Origin of the sequence: Pseudomonas sp. ICMP 3272 (assembly GCF_001466905.1) — a bacterium.
Taxonomy (GTDB): domain Bacteria; phylum Pseudomonadota; class Gammaproteobacteria; order Pseudomonadales; family Pseudomonadaceae; genus Aquipseudomonas; species Aquipseudomonas amygdali.
Map to the genome: position 1 here is coordinate 1 of NZ_LKEK01000066.1, position 14,854 is coordinate 14,854.

The 14,854-nt window shown below is 58.7% G+C and carries 10 protein-coding genes and 1 pseudogene; 1 reads left to right on the forward strand and 10 read right to left on the reverse strand.

Annotation, left to right across the window (positions count from 1 at the left end; translation table 11 throughout):
• Nucleotides 1–1,086, forward strand: a pseudogene (locus tag AO068_RS18900) (flavodoxin); the annotation flags it as partial.
• Nucleotides 1,087–1,245: 159 nt separating this feature from the next.
• On the opposite strand, the gene AO068_RS18905 reads toward AO068_RS18900, so the two are convergent.
• The 10 genes from AO068_RS18905 to AO068_RS18950 all read right to left on the reverse strand — a co-directional run bounded on the left by AO068_RS18905 (nt 1,246) and on the right by AO068_RS18950 (nt 14,710).
• Nucleotides 1,246–2,220: a peptide ABC transporter ATP-binding protein gene (locus AO068_RS18905; protein WP_002555196.1), complete on the reverse strand. Its 975-nt coding sequence runs from the start codon at nt 2,218–2,220 to the stop codon at nt 1,246–1,248.
• A complete protein-coding gene (locus AO068_RS18910) occupies nt 2,220–3,188 on the reverse strand; it encodes an ABC transporter ATP-binding protein (RefSeq protein WP_002555195.1) in 969 nt (322 codons plus the stop codon). Before AO068_RS18910 ends, AO068_RS18905 begins: the two co-directional genes overlap by 1 nt.
• A 10-nt stretch (nt 3,189–3,198) precedes the next feature.
• On the reverse strand, nt 3,199–4,110 hold the full coding sequence (locus AO068_RS18915) for an ABC transporter permease subunit (protein WP_002555194.1): 912 nt from the start codon (nt 4,108–4,110) through the stop codon (nt 3,199–3,201).
• Between the two features lie 10 nt (nt 4,111–4,120).
• Nucleotides 4,121–5,131, reverse strand: a complete 1,011-nt coding sequence (locus tag AO068_RS18920) for an ABC transporter permease subunit (protein WP_058409152.1) — start codon at nt 5,129–5,131, stop codon at nt 4,121–4,123.
• Between the two features lie 74 nt (nt 5,132–5,205).
• The gene (locus tag AO068_RS18925) at nt 5,206–6,801 is read right to left on the reverse strand and encodes an ABC transporter substrate-binding protein (protein ID WP_058409153.1); all 1,596 of its coding nucleotides are present in this window, start codon (nt 6,799–6,801) and stop codon (nt 5,206–5,208) included.
• Nucleotides 6,802–6,883: 82 nt separating this feature from the next.
• Nucleotides 6,884–8,299 (reverse strand): OprD family porin, encoded by a 1,416-nt coding sequence (locus AO068_RS18930; RefSeq protein ID WP_058409154.1) that lies wholly within the window; start codon nt 8,297–8,299, stop codon nt 6,884–6,886.
• 155 nt (nt 8,300–8,454) lie between these two features.
• A complete protein-coding gene (locus AO068_RS18935) occupies nt 8,455–10,047 on the reverse strand; it encodes an ABC transporter substrate-binding protein (RefSeq protein ID WP_058409155.1) in 1,593 nt (530 codons plus the stop codon).
• Between the two features lie 320 nt (nt 10,048–10,367).
• A complete protein-coding gene (locus AO068_RS18940) occupies nt 10,368–11,996 on the reverse strand; it encodes an ABC transporter substrate-binding protein (RefSeq protein ID WP_058400643.1) in 1,629 nt (542 codons plus the stop codon).
• A 256-nt stretch (nt 11,997–12,252) separates the two neighbouring features.
• Nucleotides 12,253–13,860, reverse strand: coding sequence for an ABC transporter substrate-binding protein (locus AO068_RS18945; RefSeq protein ID WP_058409156.1), 1,608 nt, complete (start codon nt 13,858–13,860; stop codon nt 12,253–12,255).
• A 136-nt stretch (nt 13,861–13,996) separates the two neighbouring features.
• Nucleotides 13,997–14,710, reverse strand: coding sequence for an SIMPL domain-containing protein (locus tag AO068_RS18950; RefSeq protein ID WP_005745322.1), 714 nt, complete (start codon nt 14,708–14,710; stop codon nt 13,997–13,999).
• Nucleotides 14,711–14,854 lie beyond the last annotated feature (144 nt).

The window sequence follows — 14,854 nt, forward strand, 5'->3', positions numbered from 1 at the left end:
TGCGGTTTTGCCCATCGTTTGCATGGCTGGTTGGCCGAGCATGGTGGGCGTACGTTGTTCCCGCCTGTTGAAGTGGACAGCGCCGATCCAGCAGCCCTGCAACACTGGCAGCAGCAACTGGAACAATTGACTGGCTCCGTGCCTTCAGCGCACTGGCAGGCACCGGTCTTCGAAAACTGGACGCTGGCGCGGCGCGAGCATTTGAATCCGGGCAGCAGTGGTTCGAAGGTCTACCTGCTGGACCTGGCAGCGCCGACGTCAGCGAGCTGGCAGGCGGGTGATCTGGTCGAGGTGATGCCGCGCAATGCGGCGCAGGTCATTGAGCCCTTTCTCGCCGGGCTGGGTGTCGATCCTGGCGCTTCGGTAACTGTGGATGGCTTGCAGGAGCCGCTCGTGCAGGCGTTAGCGACTCGCCAACTGCCGCACAATCGTGCGCATCTGGTGGGCCTGCACGCGCAGGCGCTGATCGATGCGCTGGTGCCGGTATCTGCTCGTGAGTATTCGATTGCTTCGATTCCGGAAGACAGGCGTCTGCAACTCATCGTGCGTCAGGAAGTTCATCCTGACGGCAGTCTGGGGCTGAGCTCCGGCTGGCTGACCACCCATGCCGACCCCGACAGCGCGATCAGCCTGCGTTTGCGCCGCAACAGCAGCTTCCATTTGCCTGTCGATTCCGTCCCGCTGATCTTGCTGGGCAATGGCACGGGGCTGGCCGGTTTGCGCAGTCTGCTCAAGTCTCGCATTGCCCAAGGCCAAGTGCGTAACTGGCTGCTGTTCGGCGAGCGTAACCGCGCCCACGATTTTCATTGTGGCGCTGAGCTTGAGGGTTGGCTGGAGGCTGGTCATCTGACTCGTCTGGATCTGGCCTTCTCACGTGACCAGGCGGAGAAAATCTACGTGCAGGATCGCTTGCGCGAAGCGGCCGATGAACTGCGTCTATGGCTCGACGAAGGGGCTGCGATTTACATCTGTGGCAGCTTGCTGGGTATGGCGGCGGGCGTGGATCAGGTGTTGAACGAGGTGCTGGGCGAGCAGGCGGTCGGCGAATTGATCGAGGAAGGGCGTTATCGGCGGGATGTGTATTAAGCATCGCACGATAGTTGAGGGTATCGTTCCTCACGCTCCAGCGTGGGAATGCCTTGGGTGACGCTCTGCGTCACAAATCTGCGCCGCACCGCACACTCAAAACCGGACGCAGAGCGTCCAGAACTGCGTTGTGGGCACGATAGTCTTCTAGCTTCTAGCTTAAGCCGCTACAAATTGCTCGGCATAGTGGCAGGCCACCTGACGGTTATCCACCAGACGCAGCTCCGGTACGTCTGTTGCGCAACGTTCCGTCGCGTAAGGGCAGCGCTTGTGGAAGGCGCAGCCGCTTGGCGGGTTGAGCGGGTTGGGCAGCTCGCCGACGATCTTGATCTTCGGTTTGAGCGGGTCCGGGTGGATGGTCGGGGTCGCTGACAACAGTGCCTGAGTGTAAGGGTGCAGCGGACGGTTGTAGATCTCTTCCTTGGGACCCATTTCCGCAGGCCGGCCCAGGTACATCACCAATACCGTATCGGCGACATGACGCACCACCGACAGGTTGTGGGAGATGAACACGTAGGCGGTGTTGAATTCCTGCTGCAAATCCATGAAAAGGTTCAGCACCTGGGCCTGAATCGACACGTCCAGCGCCGAAGTCGGTTCGTCCGCGACCAGCACTTTGGGCTGCAGCATCATGGCCCGCGCCAGCGCGATACGCTGACGCTGACCGCCGGAAAACATGTGCGGGTAGCGCTGATAGTGCTCGGGGCGCAAACCGACCTGAGCCATCATCGCCTGCACTTTTTCCCGACGTTCTGCCGCCGACAGTTTGGTGTTGATCAACAGCGGCTCGCCGAGCTGGTCACCGACTTTCTGGCGTGGGTTGAGCGACGCGTAAGGGCTCTGAAATACCATCTGCACGTCTTTGCGCAACTGCTTGCGCTCGGACTTGCTGGCACCGGCCACTTCCTGACCGGCGATTTTCAGCGAACCCGATGAAGGCTCTTCAATCAGTGTCAGCGCGCGGGCCAGCGTCGACTTGCCACAGCCGGACTCGCCGACCACAGCCAGGGTCTTGCCGGCTTCCAGTTCGAAGGACACACCGTTTAGCGCGCGCACCAGCGCTGTGCCTTTGAACAGGCCTCGGGAGACTTCGTAGTGACGGGTAAGGTCGCGGGCGGTAAGTACGACGCTCATTACGCCACCTCCTGATTCAAGGGATAGAAGCAGCGCGCCAGGCTATGGGCCTTGGGGTCCAGGCCAGGACGTTCGGTCCGGCAGTTGTCGCGCACATACGGGCAGCGCGGTGACAGCAGGCAACCCTGTGGCCGGTCATAGCGACCCGGAACCATGCCCGGCAGCGTGGCGAGGCGTTCGGCGCCCATGCTGTGCTCGGGAATAGCGGCCAGCAAGGCTTCGCTGTACGGGTGGGCAGGGACCTCGAACAGCCCCGGCACCTGACCGACTTCGACGGCCTGACCGGCATACATCACACAGACGCGCTGGGCGGTTTCAGCCACTACCGCCAGGTCGTGAGTGATCAGCACCAGCGCCATGTCCTGCTCTTTTTGCAGGCTCAGCAACAGCTCCATGATCTGCGCCTGAATGGTCACGTCCAGCGCGGTGGTCGGTTCGTCGGCGATCAGCAGTTTCGGTTCGCCGGCAATGGCCATGGCAATTGCCACACGCTGGCTCATGCCGCCCGACAGTTGATGCGGGTAGGCATTCAGGCGCGCAGCCGCGCCAGGGATTTCGACCTTTTCCAGCAGTTCCAGCGCGCGCTGGCGTGCCGCCTTGCCTGACATGTTCAGGTGCTGGCGCAGCACTTCCTCGATCTGGAAGCCCACGGTGTAACTGGGGTTCAGCGCGGTCATCGGGTCCTGGAAAACCATCGCCAGGTCTTTGCCGATGATGCGACGACGCTGCCGCGCGTTCAGCTTGAGCAGGTCCTTGCCGTCGAAGTTGAGCGCGTCGGCAGTGATGATGCCGGGCGAATCGATCAGCCCCATCAGCGCCATCATGGTCACGGATTTACCGGACCCCGATTCGCCAACGATGGCCAATACTTCGCCTTTTTCGACGCTCAGGGACAGGCCGTCCACAACAGGTACGGCCTTGGCGTCGCCGAAGCGGACGTTGAGATTCTTGATTTCAAGAAGTGACATGCGAATCTCCTCAGGCGGCGTTCTTGAGTTTCGGGTCCAGCGCATCGCGCAGACCGTCGCCCATCAGGTTGATTGCCAGCACGCTGAGCAAAATGGTCAGACCGGGCAGGCTGACGACCCACCAGGCACGTTCGATGTAGTCGCGCGCCGAGGCGAGCATGGTGCCCCACTCAGGCGTCGGCGGTTGTACGCCAAGGCCCAGGAAGCCCAGCGCTGCGGCGTCGAGAATGGCCGAGGAAAAACTCAGCGTTGCCTGAACGATCAGCGGTGCCATGCAGTTGGGCAGCACGGTGATGAACATCAGGCGTGGCAGGGTGGCACCGGCCAGACGCGCAGCCGTCACGTAGTCACGGTTCAGCTCGCCCATTACCGCAGCGCGGGTCAGACGTACGTAGGACGGCAGCGACACGATGGCGATGGCGATCACGGTGTTGATCAGGCCAGGGCCGAGAATTGCCACGATGGCTACAGCCAGCAGCAGCGATGGCAGGGCCAGCATGATGTCCATCAGGCGCATGACCGAAGGGCCTAGCACGCGCGGGAAGAAGCCCGCCAGCAAGCCCAGCAGGATGCCCGGGATCAGCGACATGACCACCGATGCCAGACCGATCAGCAGCGACAGGCGCGAACCCTGGATCAGACGCGACAGCAGATCGCGGCCCAGTTCGTCGGTGCCGAGGATGAATTGCCATTGACCGCCTTCAAGCCACACCGGAGGTGTCAGCAGGAAGTCACGGTATTGCTCGCTCGGATCATGGGGTGCAACCCACGGGGCGAACAGGGCGCAGAACACGATCAGGATCATGAACAGCAGGCCGGCAACCGCGCCTTTGTTCTTCGAGAACGCTTGCCAGAATTCTTTGTACGGGGATGGGTAAAGCAGGCTTTGATCGACTGCTACCGCAGGAGTAGGGGTGCTCATATCGATGATCTCAGCGCTGATGACGGATGCGTGGGTTGGCAAAGCCGTAGAGGATATCCACCACGAAGTTGACCAGGATCACCAGACAGGCGATCAGCAGAATGCCGTTTTGCACGACCGGATAATCCCGGGCACCGATGGCTTCGATCAGCCACTTGCCGATACCGGGCCACGAGAAGATCGTTTCGGTCAGTACCGCACCGGCCAGCAATGTGCCGATTTGCAGGCCGAATACGGTCAGCACTGGAATCAGCGCATTGCGCAGGCCGTGAACGAATACCACGCGCGCTGGCGACAGGCCTTTGGCCCGTGCAGTACGCACGTAGTCTTCACGCAGTACTTCGAGCATCGATGAGCGGGTCATCCGGGCGATTACCGCCAGCGGGATGGTGCCCAGCACGATGGCCGGAAGAATCAGGTGATGCAACGCATCGAGAAACGCGCCTTGTTCGTCACTGAGCAAGGTGTCGATCAGCATGAAGCCGGTGACTGGCGGAATGTCGTACAGCAGGTCGATTCGCCCGGAAACCGGGGTCCAGCCCAGTGTTACCGAGAAGAACATGATGAGGATCAGGCCCCACCAGAAAATCGGCATGGAATAACCGGCGAGGGAAATCCCCATGACCCCATGGTCGAACAGGGACCCTCGCTTGAGTGCGGCGATCACCCCGGCCAACAGGCCGAGAATACCCGCGAAAATCAGCGCCGCCAGCGACAACTCCAGGGTTGCCGGGAACAGCGAGGTGAATTCGCTCCAGACACTGGTACGCGTACGCAGCGATTCACCGAGGTCGCCGTGGGCGAGCTTGCCGATGTAATCGATGTACTGGGCATACAGTGGTTTATTCAGACCAAGACGTTCCATGGCCTGAGCGTGCATTTCCGGATCGACCCGGCGCTCACCCATCATGACTTCGACCGGGTCGCCCGGAATCAGGCGAATCAGGGCGAAGGTCAATAAGGTGATGCCGAAGAAAGTGGGTATCAGCAACCCCACTCGGCGGGCGATAAAACTAAACATCTTGGTGTGTACCTCATCAGCCGGTTAGGCGTGCTCCGGCGAGTCTCGGGTTATGAGCTCGCCGGATTATTTTTCTACTTCACCTGGGTAGTGGCGAAGTTGTTGGTTGTGAGCGGGCTGATTTGGTAGCCCTCCACATTTTTACGCATGGCCGTGAACATTCTGGTGTGAGCCATGCTGATCCACGGCTGATCCTTGTTGAATATTGCCTGAGCCTGCTCATAGAGCGCTGCACGCTCCTGCGGGTTCACTGTTTCGCGAGCCTTGTCGATCAGCGTCTGGAATTCGGCATTGCACCAGCGTGCATAGTTCTCGCCGTTTTTCGCCGCTTCACAACTAAGCATCGGGGTCAGGAAGTTGTCCGGGTCGCCATTGTCGCCTGCCCAGCCGGCAGACACCATGTCATGTTCGCCATTCTTGGCGCGTTTGAGCATTTCGCCCCATTCCATGACGCGAATGTCGATCTTGATGCCGATCTTTGCCAGATCGGACTGCATCATTTGCGCACCGAGCATCGGGTTAGGGTTGGTCGGACCACCACCGTTGCGGGTGAACAGGGTGAACGTAGTGCCCTCCGGAACACCTGCTTCCTTCAGCAAGGCGCGTGCCTTGTCGAGGTCACCCGGCGGATTCTTCAGGCTGTTGTTGTAACCCAGCAGGGTTGGCGGATACGGGTTGACCGCTACCAACGCATTGCCCTTGCCGAACACCGCGTTGACATAAGCGTTCTTGTCGAACGTCATGTCAATGGCTTTGCGGACGCGCACGTCGCTCAGGTACTTGTGCGTGGTGTTGATAGCGATGTAGCCGGTGGTCATGGCCTCCATTTCATCGATTTTCAGATTCGGGTCTTTCTTGATGCTCGGGACATCGTCCGGCTTTGGATACAGCGCGATCTGACATTCGTTGGCCTTGAGTTTCTGCAGGCGCACGTTGTTGTCGGTGGCGATGGCCAGAATCAGTGCTTCGGCAGGCGGCTTGCCGCGGAAGTAATCCGGGTTGGCCTTGAAGCGTACCTGCGCATCCTTGGCATAGCGCTGGAAGATGAACGGGCCGGTGCCGATTGGCTTGCTGTTTAGATCGTTGGTCTTGTCGGCTTTCAACAACTGGTCGGCATATTCCGCCGGGTAGATAGAGGCAAACGCCATGGCCAGGTCGGCCAGGAATGGCGCTTCGCGACGGGTCAGGGTGAACTTGACGGTGTAGTCGTCAGTTTTCTCGACGCTTTTCAGCAGCTCTTTGAAGCCCATGCTTTCAAAGTAGGGGAAGCCGACGCTCGACTTGTCATGCCACGGGTGTTTCGGGTCCAGCTGACGCTGAAAACTCCAGAGCACATCGTCGGCATTCATGTCGCGGGTCGGTTTGAAGTAGTCGGTGGTGTGGAACTTGACGCCTTTGCGCAGGTGGAAAGTGTAGGTCAGACCGTCCTCGCTGATGTCCCAGGATTCAGCCAGCGCTGGAATAACTTCCGTAGTGCCGGGTTTGAAATCCGCCAGGCGATTGAATACGGTTTCAGCCACGGCGTCGGCCGTCACGGCTGTTGTGTATTGCACCATGTCGAAGCCTTCGGGGCTGGCTTCGGTGCAGACCACTAGGGGTTTTGCCGAAACACTGACGGCGACGCTGAGCAGGGCCAGGGCGATCGAGTTGCGTAGCGATAACAGTTTCATTGTGAACCCTCCATAGAGTTGACGCCGATGGTGATGTTCTGGCGCAAGGCTGTTGCCTTGCACCAGAACGGTTTTCAGCGAATCAAAGAATGTTGAACGGAACGGTGGTCACCAGACGGAATTCGTTGATGTTGCCATCAGCCTGATTCTCGCTGGCGCGGTGTGTGGTGTAAGTGGCGCGGATGGCAGTGGCCTTGAGCGGGCCGGACTGCACGGAGTACGACGTACCGATACCGTATTCGTAGTGAGTCTCGCCGTCCATTGCGTTTACGCCGCTCGCTGTCCGAACGCCATTGATTGTCTGGACGTCGCCGTAGACGTTGCCTTTATATTTGGTACCGTCGATGTCCCAGCCGCGCGCCTGGTAAATGTTGAACTTCAGGCCCGGCACGCCATATTCGGCCATGTTCAGTACGTAGGCGATCTGCAGGGATTTCTCGTTCGGGCCGTTGAAGTCCGAGAGCAGGGAGTTGGCCAGGAAGATTGCGTTGGTGTCGTGCGCATAGTCGAAATACTCATCGCCAGACACTTGCTGATAGGCAAGGCTGATGCTGTGAGCGTTATGCGTACCGGTGAACGACAGGCTGTAGGTATCGTTGTCGATAGGGCCCTGTTTGCTTTGACCGGAGTCCTTGGTCTTGTAGTAGTTCAGGTTGGTGCTGAGCGCCAGTGCCTTGCTGTCACCCAGTTCGTGGGTGAAGCCGAAGTAGTACTGGTGCCAGAAATCTTCCAGATTCGATGCATAAAAGCTGGTAGTCAGGCTGTCGGTCGGCTTGTAGTCAGCGCCGAACATGTCCAGGCGGTCGGCGGTCTGGCTGCGATCACCGTACTCGGAGCGGAACTTGTCCAGACTCTGTTCCATACGTGGCGATACGCGGTCGAAGCTACCGGCTTGAAACGACAGGTTGTTGAGCTCGTCGCTCTGTACGGCAACACCCTGGAAGCTGGAAGGCAGTGCGCGGTTGCCAATGAAGGCGATGACCGGGGTGTTAACCGATTGGCGACCCATGGTCAGGACCGTGTTGGAGACTCGCGCCTTGACGTTGCCCAGGCCCATTTTGCTCCACTGACCGACTGCATCGCCGTCACGGTGGGCCAGGGTCCGGTTGGAACTGCCTGCAAAGTCATCGGTGTCACGGTCCAGCGCAATGGCGTTGTACAGTGCCAGCTCGGTGGCGAAACCTACAACACCCTGCGTGTAGCCCGAGGTGTAGTTGACGATGGTGCCCTGCTGCCAGTTGATACGACGCGAGGTCTGCTCAGCGATGCCGTTGTCGTTGTAGCGGAAAACCTCGCCACGACGCTTCAGTTCGTTGGCGTACCAGTTGCGGGTCGTGCCGGTCAGGTGTTGATCTTCGATAAAGCCGTTGGCGTCGGCCTGTGCGTTCTTGGAGCTCAGCTCGGTCGGTATGAACGCCTGGCTGGCTGGTTCTGCCTGAACCAGTGCGCCGAACGACGAGAGAGATAAGGCCAATAACGCAGTACTTGTTGTTTTCACGATGTGCAGCTCCCTTTATCACTTTTTTATATGCCAGTTCTTAAGCCTGGCTTTTGGTGGTGCAGGGCTTTGGGCCCTGCGTTGTTATCGGTATAAACGCGCAAGTGTTGGCTCTCGCCGTGACACAAGACGGCGAGGGCATGCGGAGTTTCTGATCAGTCGGCGATGCTGACGCCTGAAAAGTTGTTGCGACCAAACGGGCTGACGTGGAAGTCCCTGACCTCGGCGCGCAACGGCTGATTGACCGTCGAGTGGGCAATCGGTGTTATCGGCACCTGTTCCTTGAGGTAGCGTTGCGCCTGTTTGTACAGGTCGGTGCGCTGCTCGCGGTCGGTGACAGCGACGGCGGCCTTGACCAGCTGGTCGTATTTTTCGTCGCACCACATCGAGTAGTTGTTACCGCCAATGGCGGCGCAGCTGTACAGCGTGCCCAGCCAGTTGTCCGGGTCACCGTTGTCGCCGGTCCAGCCGATCAGCGAGATATCGTGCTCACCGTTCTTGGTGCGCTTGAGGTATTCACCCCATTCGTAACTGACGATCTTGACCTTGATGCCGACCTTGGCCCAGTCGGCCTGAAGCATTTCGGCCATCAGTTTGGCGTTGGGGTTGTAAGGACGCTGGACCGGCATGGCCCAGAGGGTCAGTTCGGTGCCTTCCTTGACGCCAGCCGCGCGCAACAGGGTTTTGGCTTTTTCCGGGTCGTAAGGTGCGTCCTTGATGCTGTCATCGTAGGACCACTGGGTCGGCGGCATGGCATTGACTGCCAGCTGCCCTGCGCCCTGATAAACCGCATTGATGATTGCCTTCTTGTTGACGGCCATGTCCAGCGCCTGGCGCACTTCCAGCTTGCCTAGCGGCTCGTGGCGTACGTTGTAGGAGATGTAACCAAGGTTGAAGCCCGGCTTCTCGATGATCTGCAGGCTTTTGTCTTCCTTGAGGCTGGCAAGGTCTGCCGGGCGCGGGTTGACCGAGACCTGGCACTCGTTGGCCTTGAGCTTCTGCATGCGGGCAGAGGCGTCGGTCACGATGGCGAAAATCAACTGGTCGATCTTCACCCGGCTCGGGTCCCAGAACTCCTTGTTGCCCTTGTAACGAATCTGCGAGTCTTTCTGATAGCGCTGGAACACGAAAGGCCCCGTGCCAATCGGTTGCTGGTTGATGTCGCGCACATCACCCTTGGCCATCAGTTGTTCGGCGTATTCGGCGGAGAGGATGCCGGCGAAGTTCATGGCGATGTTCTGGATGAACGCTGCATCGACCGTATTGAGGGTGAACACCACGGTCAGCGGGTCGGTCTTCTCGATGGACTTGATCTTTTTGTTCAGGCCCATACTGGTGAAGTAGGGGAACTCGGTCGGGTAAGCGACACGGAACGGATGATCGGGCTTGAGCATGCGATTGAAGGTGAACAGCACATCGTCGGCGTTGAAGTCACGGCTGGGCTTGAAGTTCTTGTTGCTGTGGAACTTCACGCCCTCGCGCAGGTGAAACGTGTAGACCAGGCCGTCTTCCGAGATGTCCCAGGAAGTCGCCAGCGCTGGAACCACGGTGGTGTCGCCTTGCTTGAATTCGGTGAGTCGATTGTAGATCGGCTCGGATGCATCGTTATCGGTGGAGGAGGTGTATTGCGCACCATCGAAGCCAGCCGGACTCGCTTCGGAGCAAAACACCAGATTGCTTGCCGCCTGGGCAAACGGGGCCAGTGCCAACAGTCCCAGGCACGACGTCATCGCAAGAGTTTTACGCATGATGATCCCTATCCTCGAAGGATGAGCCGAGGCTCGAATGTCTAACTGGCCCAAAGGCGTCGCCCCACGCAACTTCGCACGACATGCCCGGCGCACCTGTACACGAAGCGACGGGCTTCCTGCCATTGCCGCTGCCCTTCGACGGTAAGTCGTCAGAGGTCCGCGGTATATAGGCTCGAAGGCTGCAAAGCTCGTAGGAAATATCTTAGTGATAGTAGAAGAATGCCGTTATCGGCACTTTTTCAACCCATCGCTCGGGGCTTAATATTCAAGTAGAGCGGTTTGCTGCGCCGGATGAGCGGCGCAGCAAACTGTCACTTTTACTTGCCGCTCACGCTCACACCGTAAAAGGAGTTCAAGCCAAACGGGCTGATCTTGAAGTCCTGCACGCTGGTGCGCATGGGTTGATAGACCGTCGAGTGCGCAATAGGCGTCATTGGCACGGCGTCTTTCAGGAGGTGTTGCGCCTGTTTGTACAGCTCGGTGCGCTTGGCCTGATCGGACGTTTCCTTGGCCTGATGGATCAGCGTGTCGAACGGCTTGTCACACCATTTGGCAAAGTTGTTGCCATTCAGTGCGTCGCAGCCGAACAGGGTGCCGAGCCAGTTGTCCGGGTCACCGTTGTCACCGCTCCAGCCAATCAGCATGGCGCCGTTCTCGCCATTCTTGGCGCGCTTGATGTACTCGCCCCATTCATAGCTGACGATCTTGGCGTTGATACCGATCTTCTTCCAGTCGGACTGGAGCATCTCGGCCATCAGTTTGGCGTTGGGGTTGTAAGGACGCTGAACCGGCATCGCCCACAGTGTGATTTCGGTGCCTTCCTTGATGCCCGCTTCCTTGAGCAGCTCGCGAGCTTTCTCGGGATCGTACTTGGCATCCTTGATGGTGGTGTCATAGGACCACTGGGTCGGCGGCATGGCGTTGACCGCCAATTGACCTGCACCCTGGTAAACCGAGTCGATGATCTGCTGCTTGTTGACCGCCATGTCCAGCGCTTGGCGCACTTTCAACTGAGCCAGGGGATTTGGATGGTCTTCGCCCTTGATCTCAGGCATCACGTTGTAGGCGATGTAACCAAGGTTGAAGCCAGCCTGATCAGGCATCTTCAGGTTTTTGTCGGCCTTGAGTGGCTCAAGGTCGGCAGGACGTGGGTAAGCGGTGATCTGGCATTCGTTTTTCTTGAGCTTCTGCATGCGCACCGAGGCGTCGGTGGTGATGGCGAAGATCAGATTGTCGACCTTGACGTCTTCAGGCTTCCAATAGTCCTTGTTGCCGGTGTAACGAATATTGGAGTCTTTCTGGTAGCTCTTGAACACAAACGGACCGGTGCCGATCGGCTGCTGGTTGATCAGCTCCGGCTTGCCTTCCTTGAGCAGCTTGGCGGCGTACTCTGCGGACTGGATGGACGCGAAGCTCATGGCCATGTTCTGGATGAACGCAGCGTCGACTTTGCCAAGAGTGAACTTGACGGTGTGGTCGTCGACTTTTTCGATCTTGGTGATGTTGGTGTCCATACCCATATCAGTGAAGTACGGGAATTCGGTCGGATACGCTTTGCGGTAAGGCATGTCCTTGTCGATCATGCGATTGAACGTGAACAGCACGTCATCGGCATTGAATTCACGGGTCGGCTTGAAGTAGGGCGTGGTATGGAACTTGACGCCTTCGCGAAGGTGGAAGGTGTACGTCAGGCCATCATCAGAGATGTCCCACTTGGTTGCCAGACCGGGCACCACGGCGGTGCCGCCGCGTTCAAACTGGCTCAGGCGGTTGAAAATGGTCTCTGCTGCGGCGTCGAAGTCAGTACCTGTGGTGTATTGACCCGGATCGAATCCGGCAGGGCTGCCCTCGGAGCAGAACACCAGATTCGAAGCTGCGTGAGCGAAAGGAGCACTGGCGAGCAGGCTGGCGCCGACCAGAAACGGAATGACCGCGTGTTTGAGCATGGTTGCCTCAGTTGTTGTCATTTTGATTAGAGGGAACGACCTCGTGAGCCGATCCATCCGATACTTATGCAGGGGCCATACCCAAAGCAAGACAGTGACGCCAAAGAAGCGACAAAGAGTGGCACGATCGTACAGGAATGTCGCGAAAGTGTAATTTTCGACCCTGTTGATCGTTTGCGTGTCGTTTTTTGAAACGTTTCACGCACCGTTAAGGCGCAACCGGGTGAGAAAAATGCACCCGGTTGGAGCCATGTTGTTACTTCACTGTTCCCAGGCTGACACCATAGAAGGGTGTCAGACCGAATGGGCTGATCTTGAAGTCCTGCACTTCCTGGCGCATCGGCTGAAACACCTTCGAGTTGGCAATAGGTGTGATCGGTACCTGCTGCTTGAGAATGTGCTGGGCCTGCTGATAAAGCTTGATGCGCTCGTCGCGGTTACTGGTCAGCTTGGCCTGCTGCACCAGCTTGTCGTAGGCCGGGTCACACCACTTGGCGTAGTTGCTGCCTTTGACGGCTGCACAGCTGTACAGCACACCTAGCCAGTTGTCAGGGTCGCCGTTGTCACCGGTCCAGCCGTAGATCATCGCGTCATGCTCGCCTGCCTTGGCGCGCTTGATGTATTCGCCCCACTCGTAGCTGACGATGTTGGCCTTGATGCCGATCTTTTCCCAGTCGGACTGAATCATCTGTGCAGACATGCGCGCATTGGGGTTCGAGGCGCGCTGTACGGTCATGGCCCACAGGTCGATTTTCGTGCCCGGCGCCACGCCTGCTTCCTTGAGCAGTTGTTTGGCTTTGGTCAGGTCGTGCGGGGCGTCCTTGATGGTCGGATCGAAGCTCCACTGACCCGGCGGCAGGGCATTTTCAGCCAGCTGCCCGGCACTCTGGTAAACCGCTTTGATAATCGCTGGTTTATCGATAGCCATGTCTAGCGCCTGGCGCACCTTAAGCTGGTCCAGCGGCGGATGCGTAACGTTGTAGGCCAGGAAGCCCAGGTTGAAGCCCGGCTGGCTGAGGACCTTGAGTTTCGGGTCCTTTTTCATTTCTTCGATGTCCTGCGGACGCGGATAGCCGCTGACCTGACATTCGCCAGCCTTGAGCTTCTGCATGCGCACGGCGGCATCGCTGCTGATAGAGAAGATCAGATTGTCGATCTTCACGTCCTCGGGCTTCCAGTACTCGGTGTTGCCCGCGTAACGGATCTGCGAGTCTTTCTGGTAGCGTTTGAAGACGAACGGGCCAGTGCCGATCGGCTTCTGGTTCAACTCCTCGGCCTTGCCTTCCTTGAGCAACTGGTCGGCGTATTCGGCAGACTGGATGGACGCGAAGCTCATGGCCAGGTTTTGCACGAACGCAGCGTCAATGTTGTTCAGGGTGAACTTGACGGTCAGCGGGTCGACTTTCTCGACGCTCTTGATCGTTGTGTTCAGGCCCATATCAGTGAAGTAGGGCGACTCGGACGGGTAGGCCTTGCGGAACGGATGGTTGGCGTCGAGCAGGCGGTTGAACGTGAACAGCACGTCGTCCGCGTTGAATGCGCGAGTAGGAGTGAAGTAGTCCGTGTTGTGAAACTTCACGCCGTCGCGCAGATGAAACGTGTAGGTCAGGCCATCCGGCGAGACGTCCCAGCGAGTAGCCAGGCCTGGCTCCACTTCCGTGCCGCCACGCTTGAATTGGGTCAGGCGGTTGAAGACGGTTTCGGCCGAGGCATCGAAGTCGGTGCCGCTGGTGTACTGACTGGGGTCGAAACCGGCCGGGCTGGCTTCCGAGCAATACACTAGTGTGCTGGCCGCCTGGGCCAGAGGTGCGCAGGCCAGCAGAGCGGAGGTCAGCAGCAGCGGTTTGAAGAGTGTGTGTCCCATGGATCCCTCGCGTAGTGCTGCGTTCTCAATATCGGACGCAGAGCGTCGGTAACTGCATTCCCACGCAGAGCATGGGAGCGATAGTTGTGCTGATTGAGCTCCGGTTTCCGGGCTCGGAATAAATGATGACCGTTTCTCAGGGAATCGCGACTTCAATCACGCCATCGGCTGCAACGCTGACCTGGCTGGTGCCCGCTTCGACATCGGGTGTTGGCGCTGAGTCTTCCCGCGAGGATTTTGCCATCATCATCACCGGTGCGCGCAGATACGGCTGCGGGTAGCCCGAGGTGTTCAGGTTCAGGTTAACCAGCTTGTAACCCGTGCCGCCCAAGGCTTCTGTGACCAGTTGCGCTCGGGCCTTGAACGCAGTTACGGCGTCCTTGAGCAGGGCGTCTTCGCTGGCCTTGCGGGTCGATGGCGAGATCGAGAAGTCCATGCCGCCCATTTTCAGATCCGTCAGCAGCTCGCCGGTCAGCTTCGAAAGTACCGCAAAGTCCGCACTTTCCAGACGCAGCTCGGCGCGTTCACGCCAGCCGGTGATCTTCTGCCCTTTGTCGTCGTAAACCGGATAGCTGTTGCGGCTGCCCTGACGGATCTTCACATCCTTGACCTGCCGCGCCTGGCCCAGCGCCTTGTTCAGGGTTTCAGTGATCTGTGCCGCCAGTTTGGCCGGGTCGCTGTCCTGCGCTTCGGTATAAAGGGTGACGAGCATCAGGTCGCGCTGGACTTCCTGATTGACCTCGGCACGCAAGGAAATCTGGTTATAACGGGCTTCTTCAGCCAGAGCCGGCAGGCTGGACAGGGCAGCGGCCAGCGCGACAAGCGTGGCAGCAGGGCGAAGATTGAACATGAGAGCTCCTTGTTATCAAACGGCCTGCGACACGTGTCGCTCGGCGCAAAGTGTTCTGACTGTAGCGCTTTGGCCCGGTTCCTGCGATGCCGGGCTGCTCCGGTGTGCGGTGCGTTGACGCACTTTTCCAGTTTTGCCTCTCGC

What these genes read in the sequence shown, in the direction of transcription:
- AO068_RS18905 (WP_002555196.1), bottom strand. Translation starts at nt 2,220, where the DNA reads ATGAGCGTCGTACTTACCGCCCGCGACCTTACCCGTCACTACGAAGTC.
- AO068_RS18910 (WP_002555195.1), bottom strand. Translation starts at nt 3,188, where the DNA reads ATGTCACTTCTTGAAATCAAGAATCTCAACGTCCGCTTCGGCGACGCC.
- AO068_RS18915 (WP_002555194.1), bottom strand. Translation starts at nt 4,110, where the DNA reads ATGAGCACCCCTACTCCTGCGGTAGCAGTCGATCAAAGCCTGCTTTAC.
- AO068_RS18920 (WP_058409152.1), bottom strand. Translation starts at nt 5,131, where the DNA reads ATGTTTAGTTTTATCGCCCGCCGAGTGGGGTTGCTGATACCCACTTTC.
- AO068_RS18925 (WP_058409153.1), bottom strand. Translation starts at nt 6,801, where the DNA reads ATGAAACTGTTATCGCTACGCAACTCGATCGCCCTGGCCCTGCTCAGC.
- AO068_RS18935 (WP_058409155.1), bottom strand. Translation starts at nt 10,047, where the DNA reads ATGCGTAAAACTCTTGCGATGACGTCGTGCCTGGGACTGTTGGCACTG.
- AO068_RS18940 (WP_058400643.1), bottom strand. Translation starts at nt 11,996, where the DNA reads ATGCTCAAACACGCGGTCATTCCGTTTCTGGTCGGCGCCAGCCTGCTC.
- AO068_RS18945 (WP_058409156.1), bottom strand. Translation starts at nt 13,860, where the DNA reads ATGGGACACACACTCTTCAAACCGCTGCTGCTGACCTCCGCTCTGCTG.
- AO068_RS18950 (WP_005745322.1), bottom strand. Translation starts at nt 14,710, where the DNA reads ATGTTCAATCTTCGCCCTGCTGCCACGCTTGTCGCGCTGGCCGCTGCC.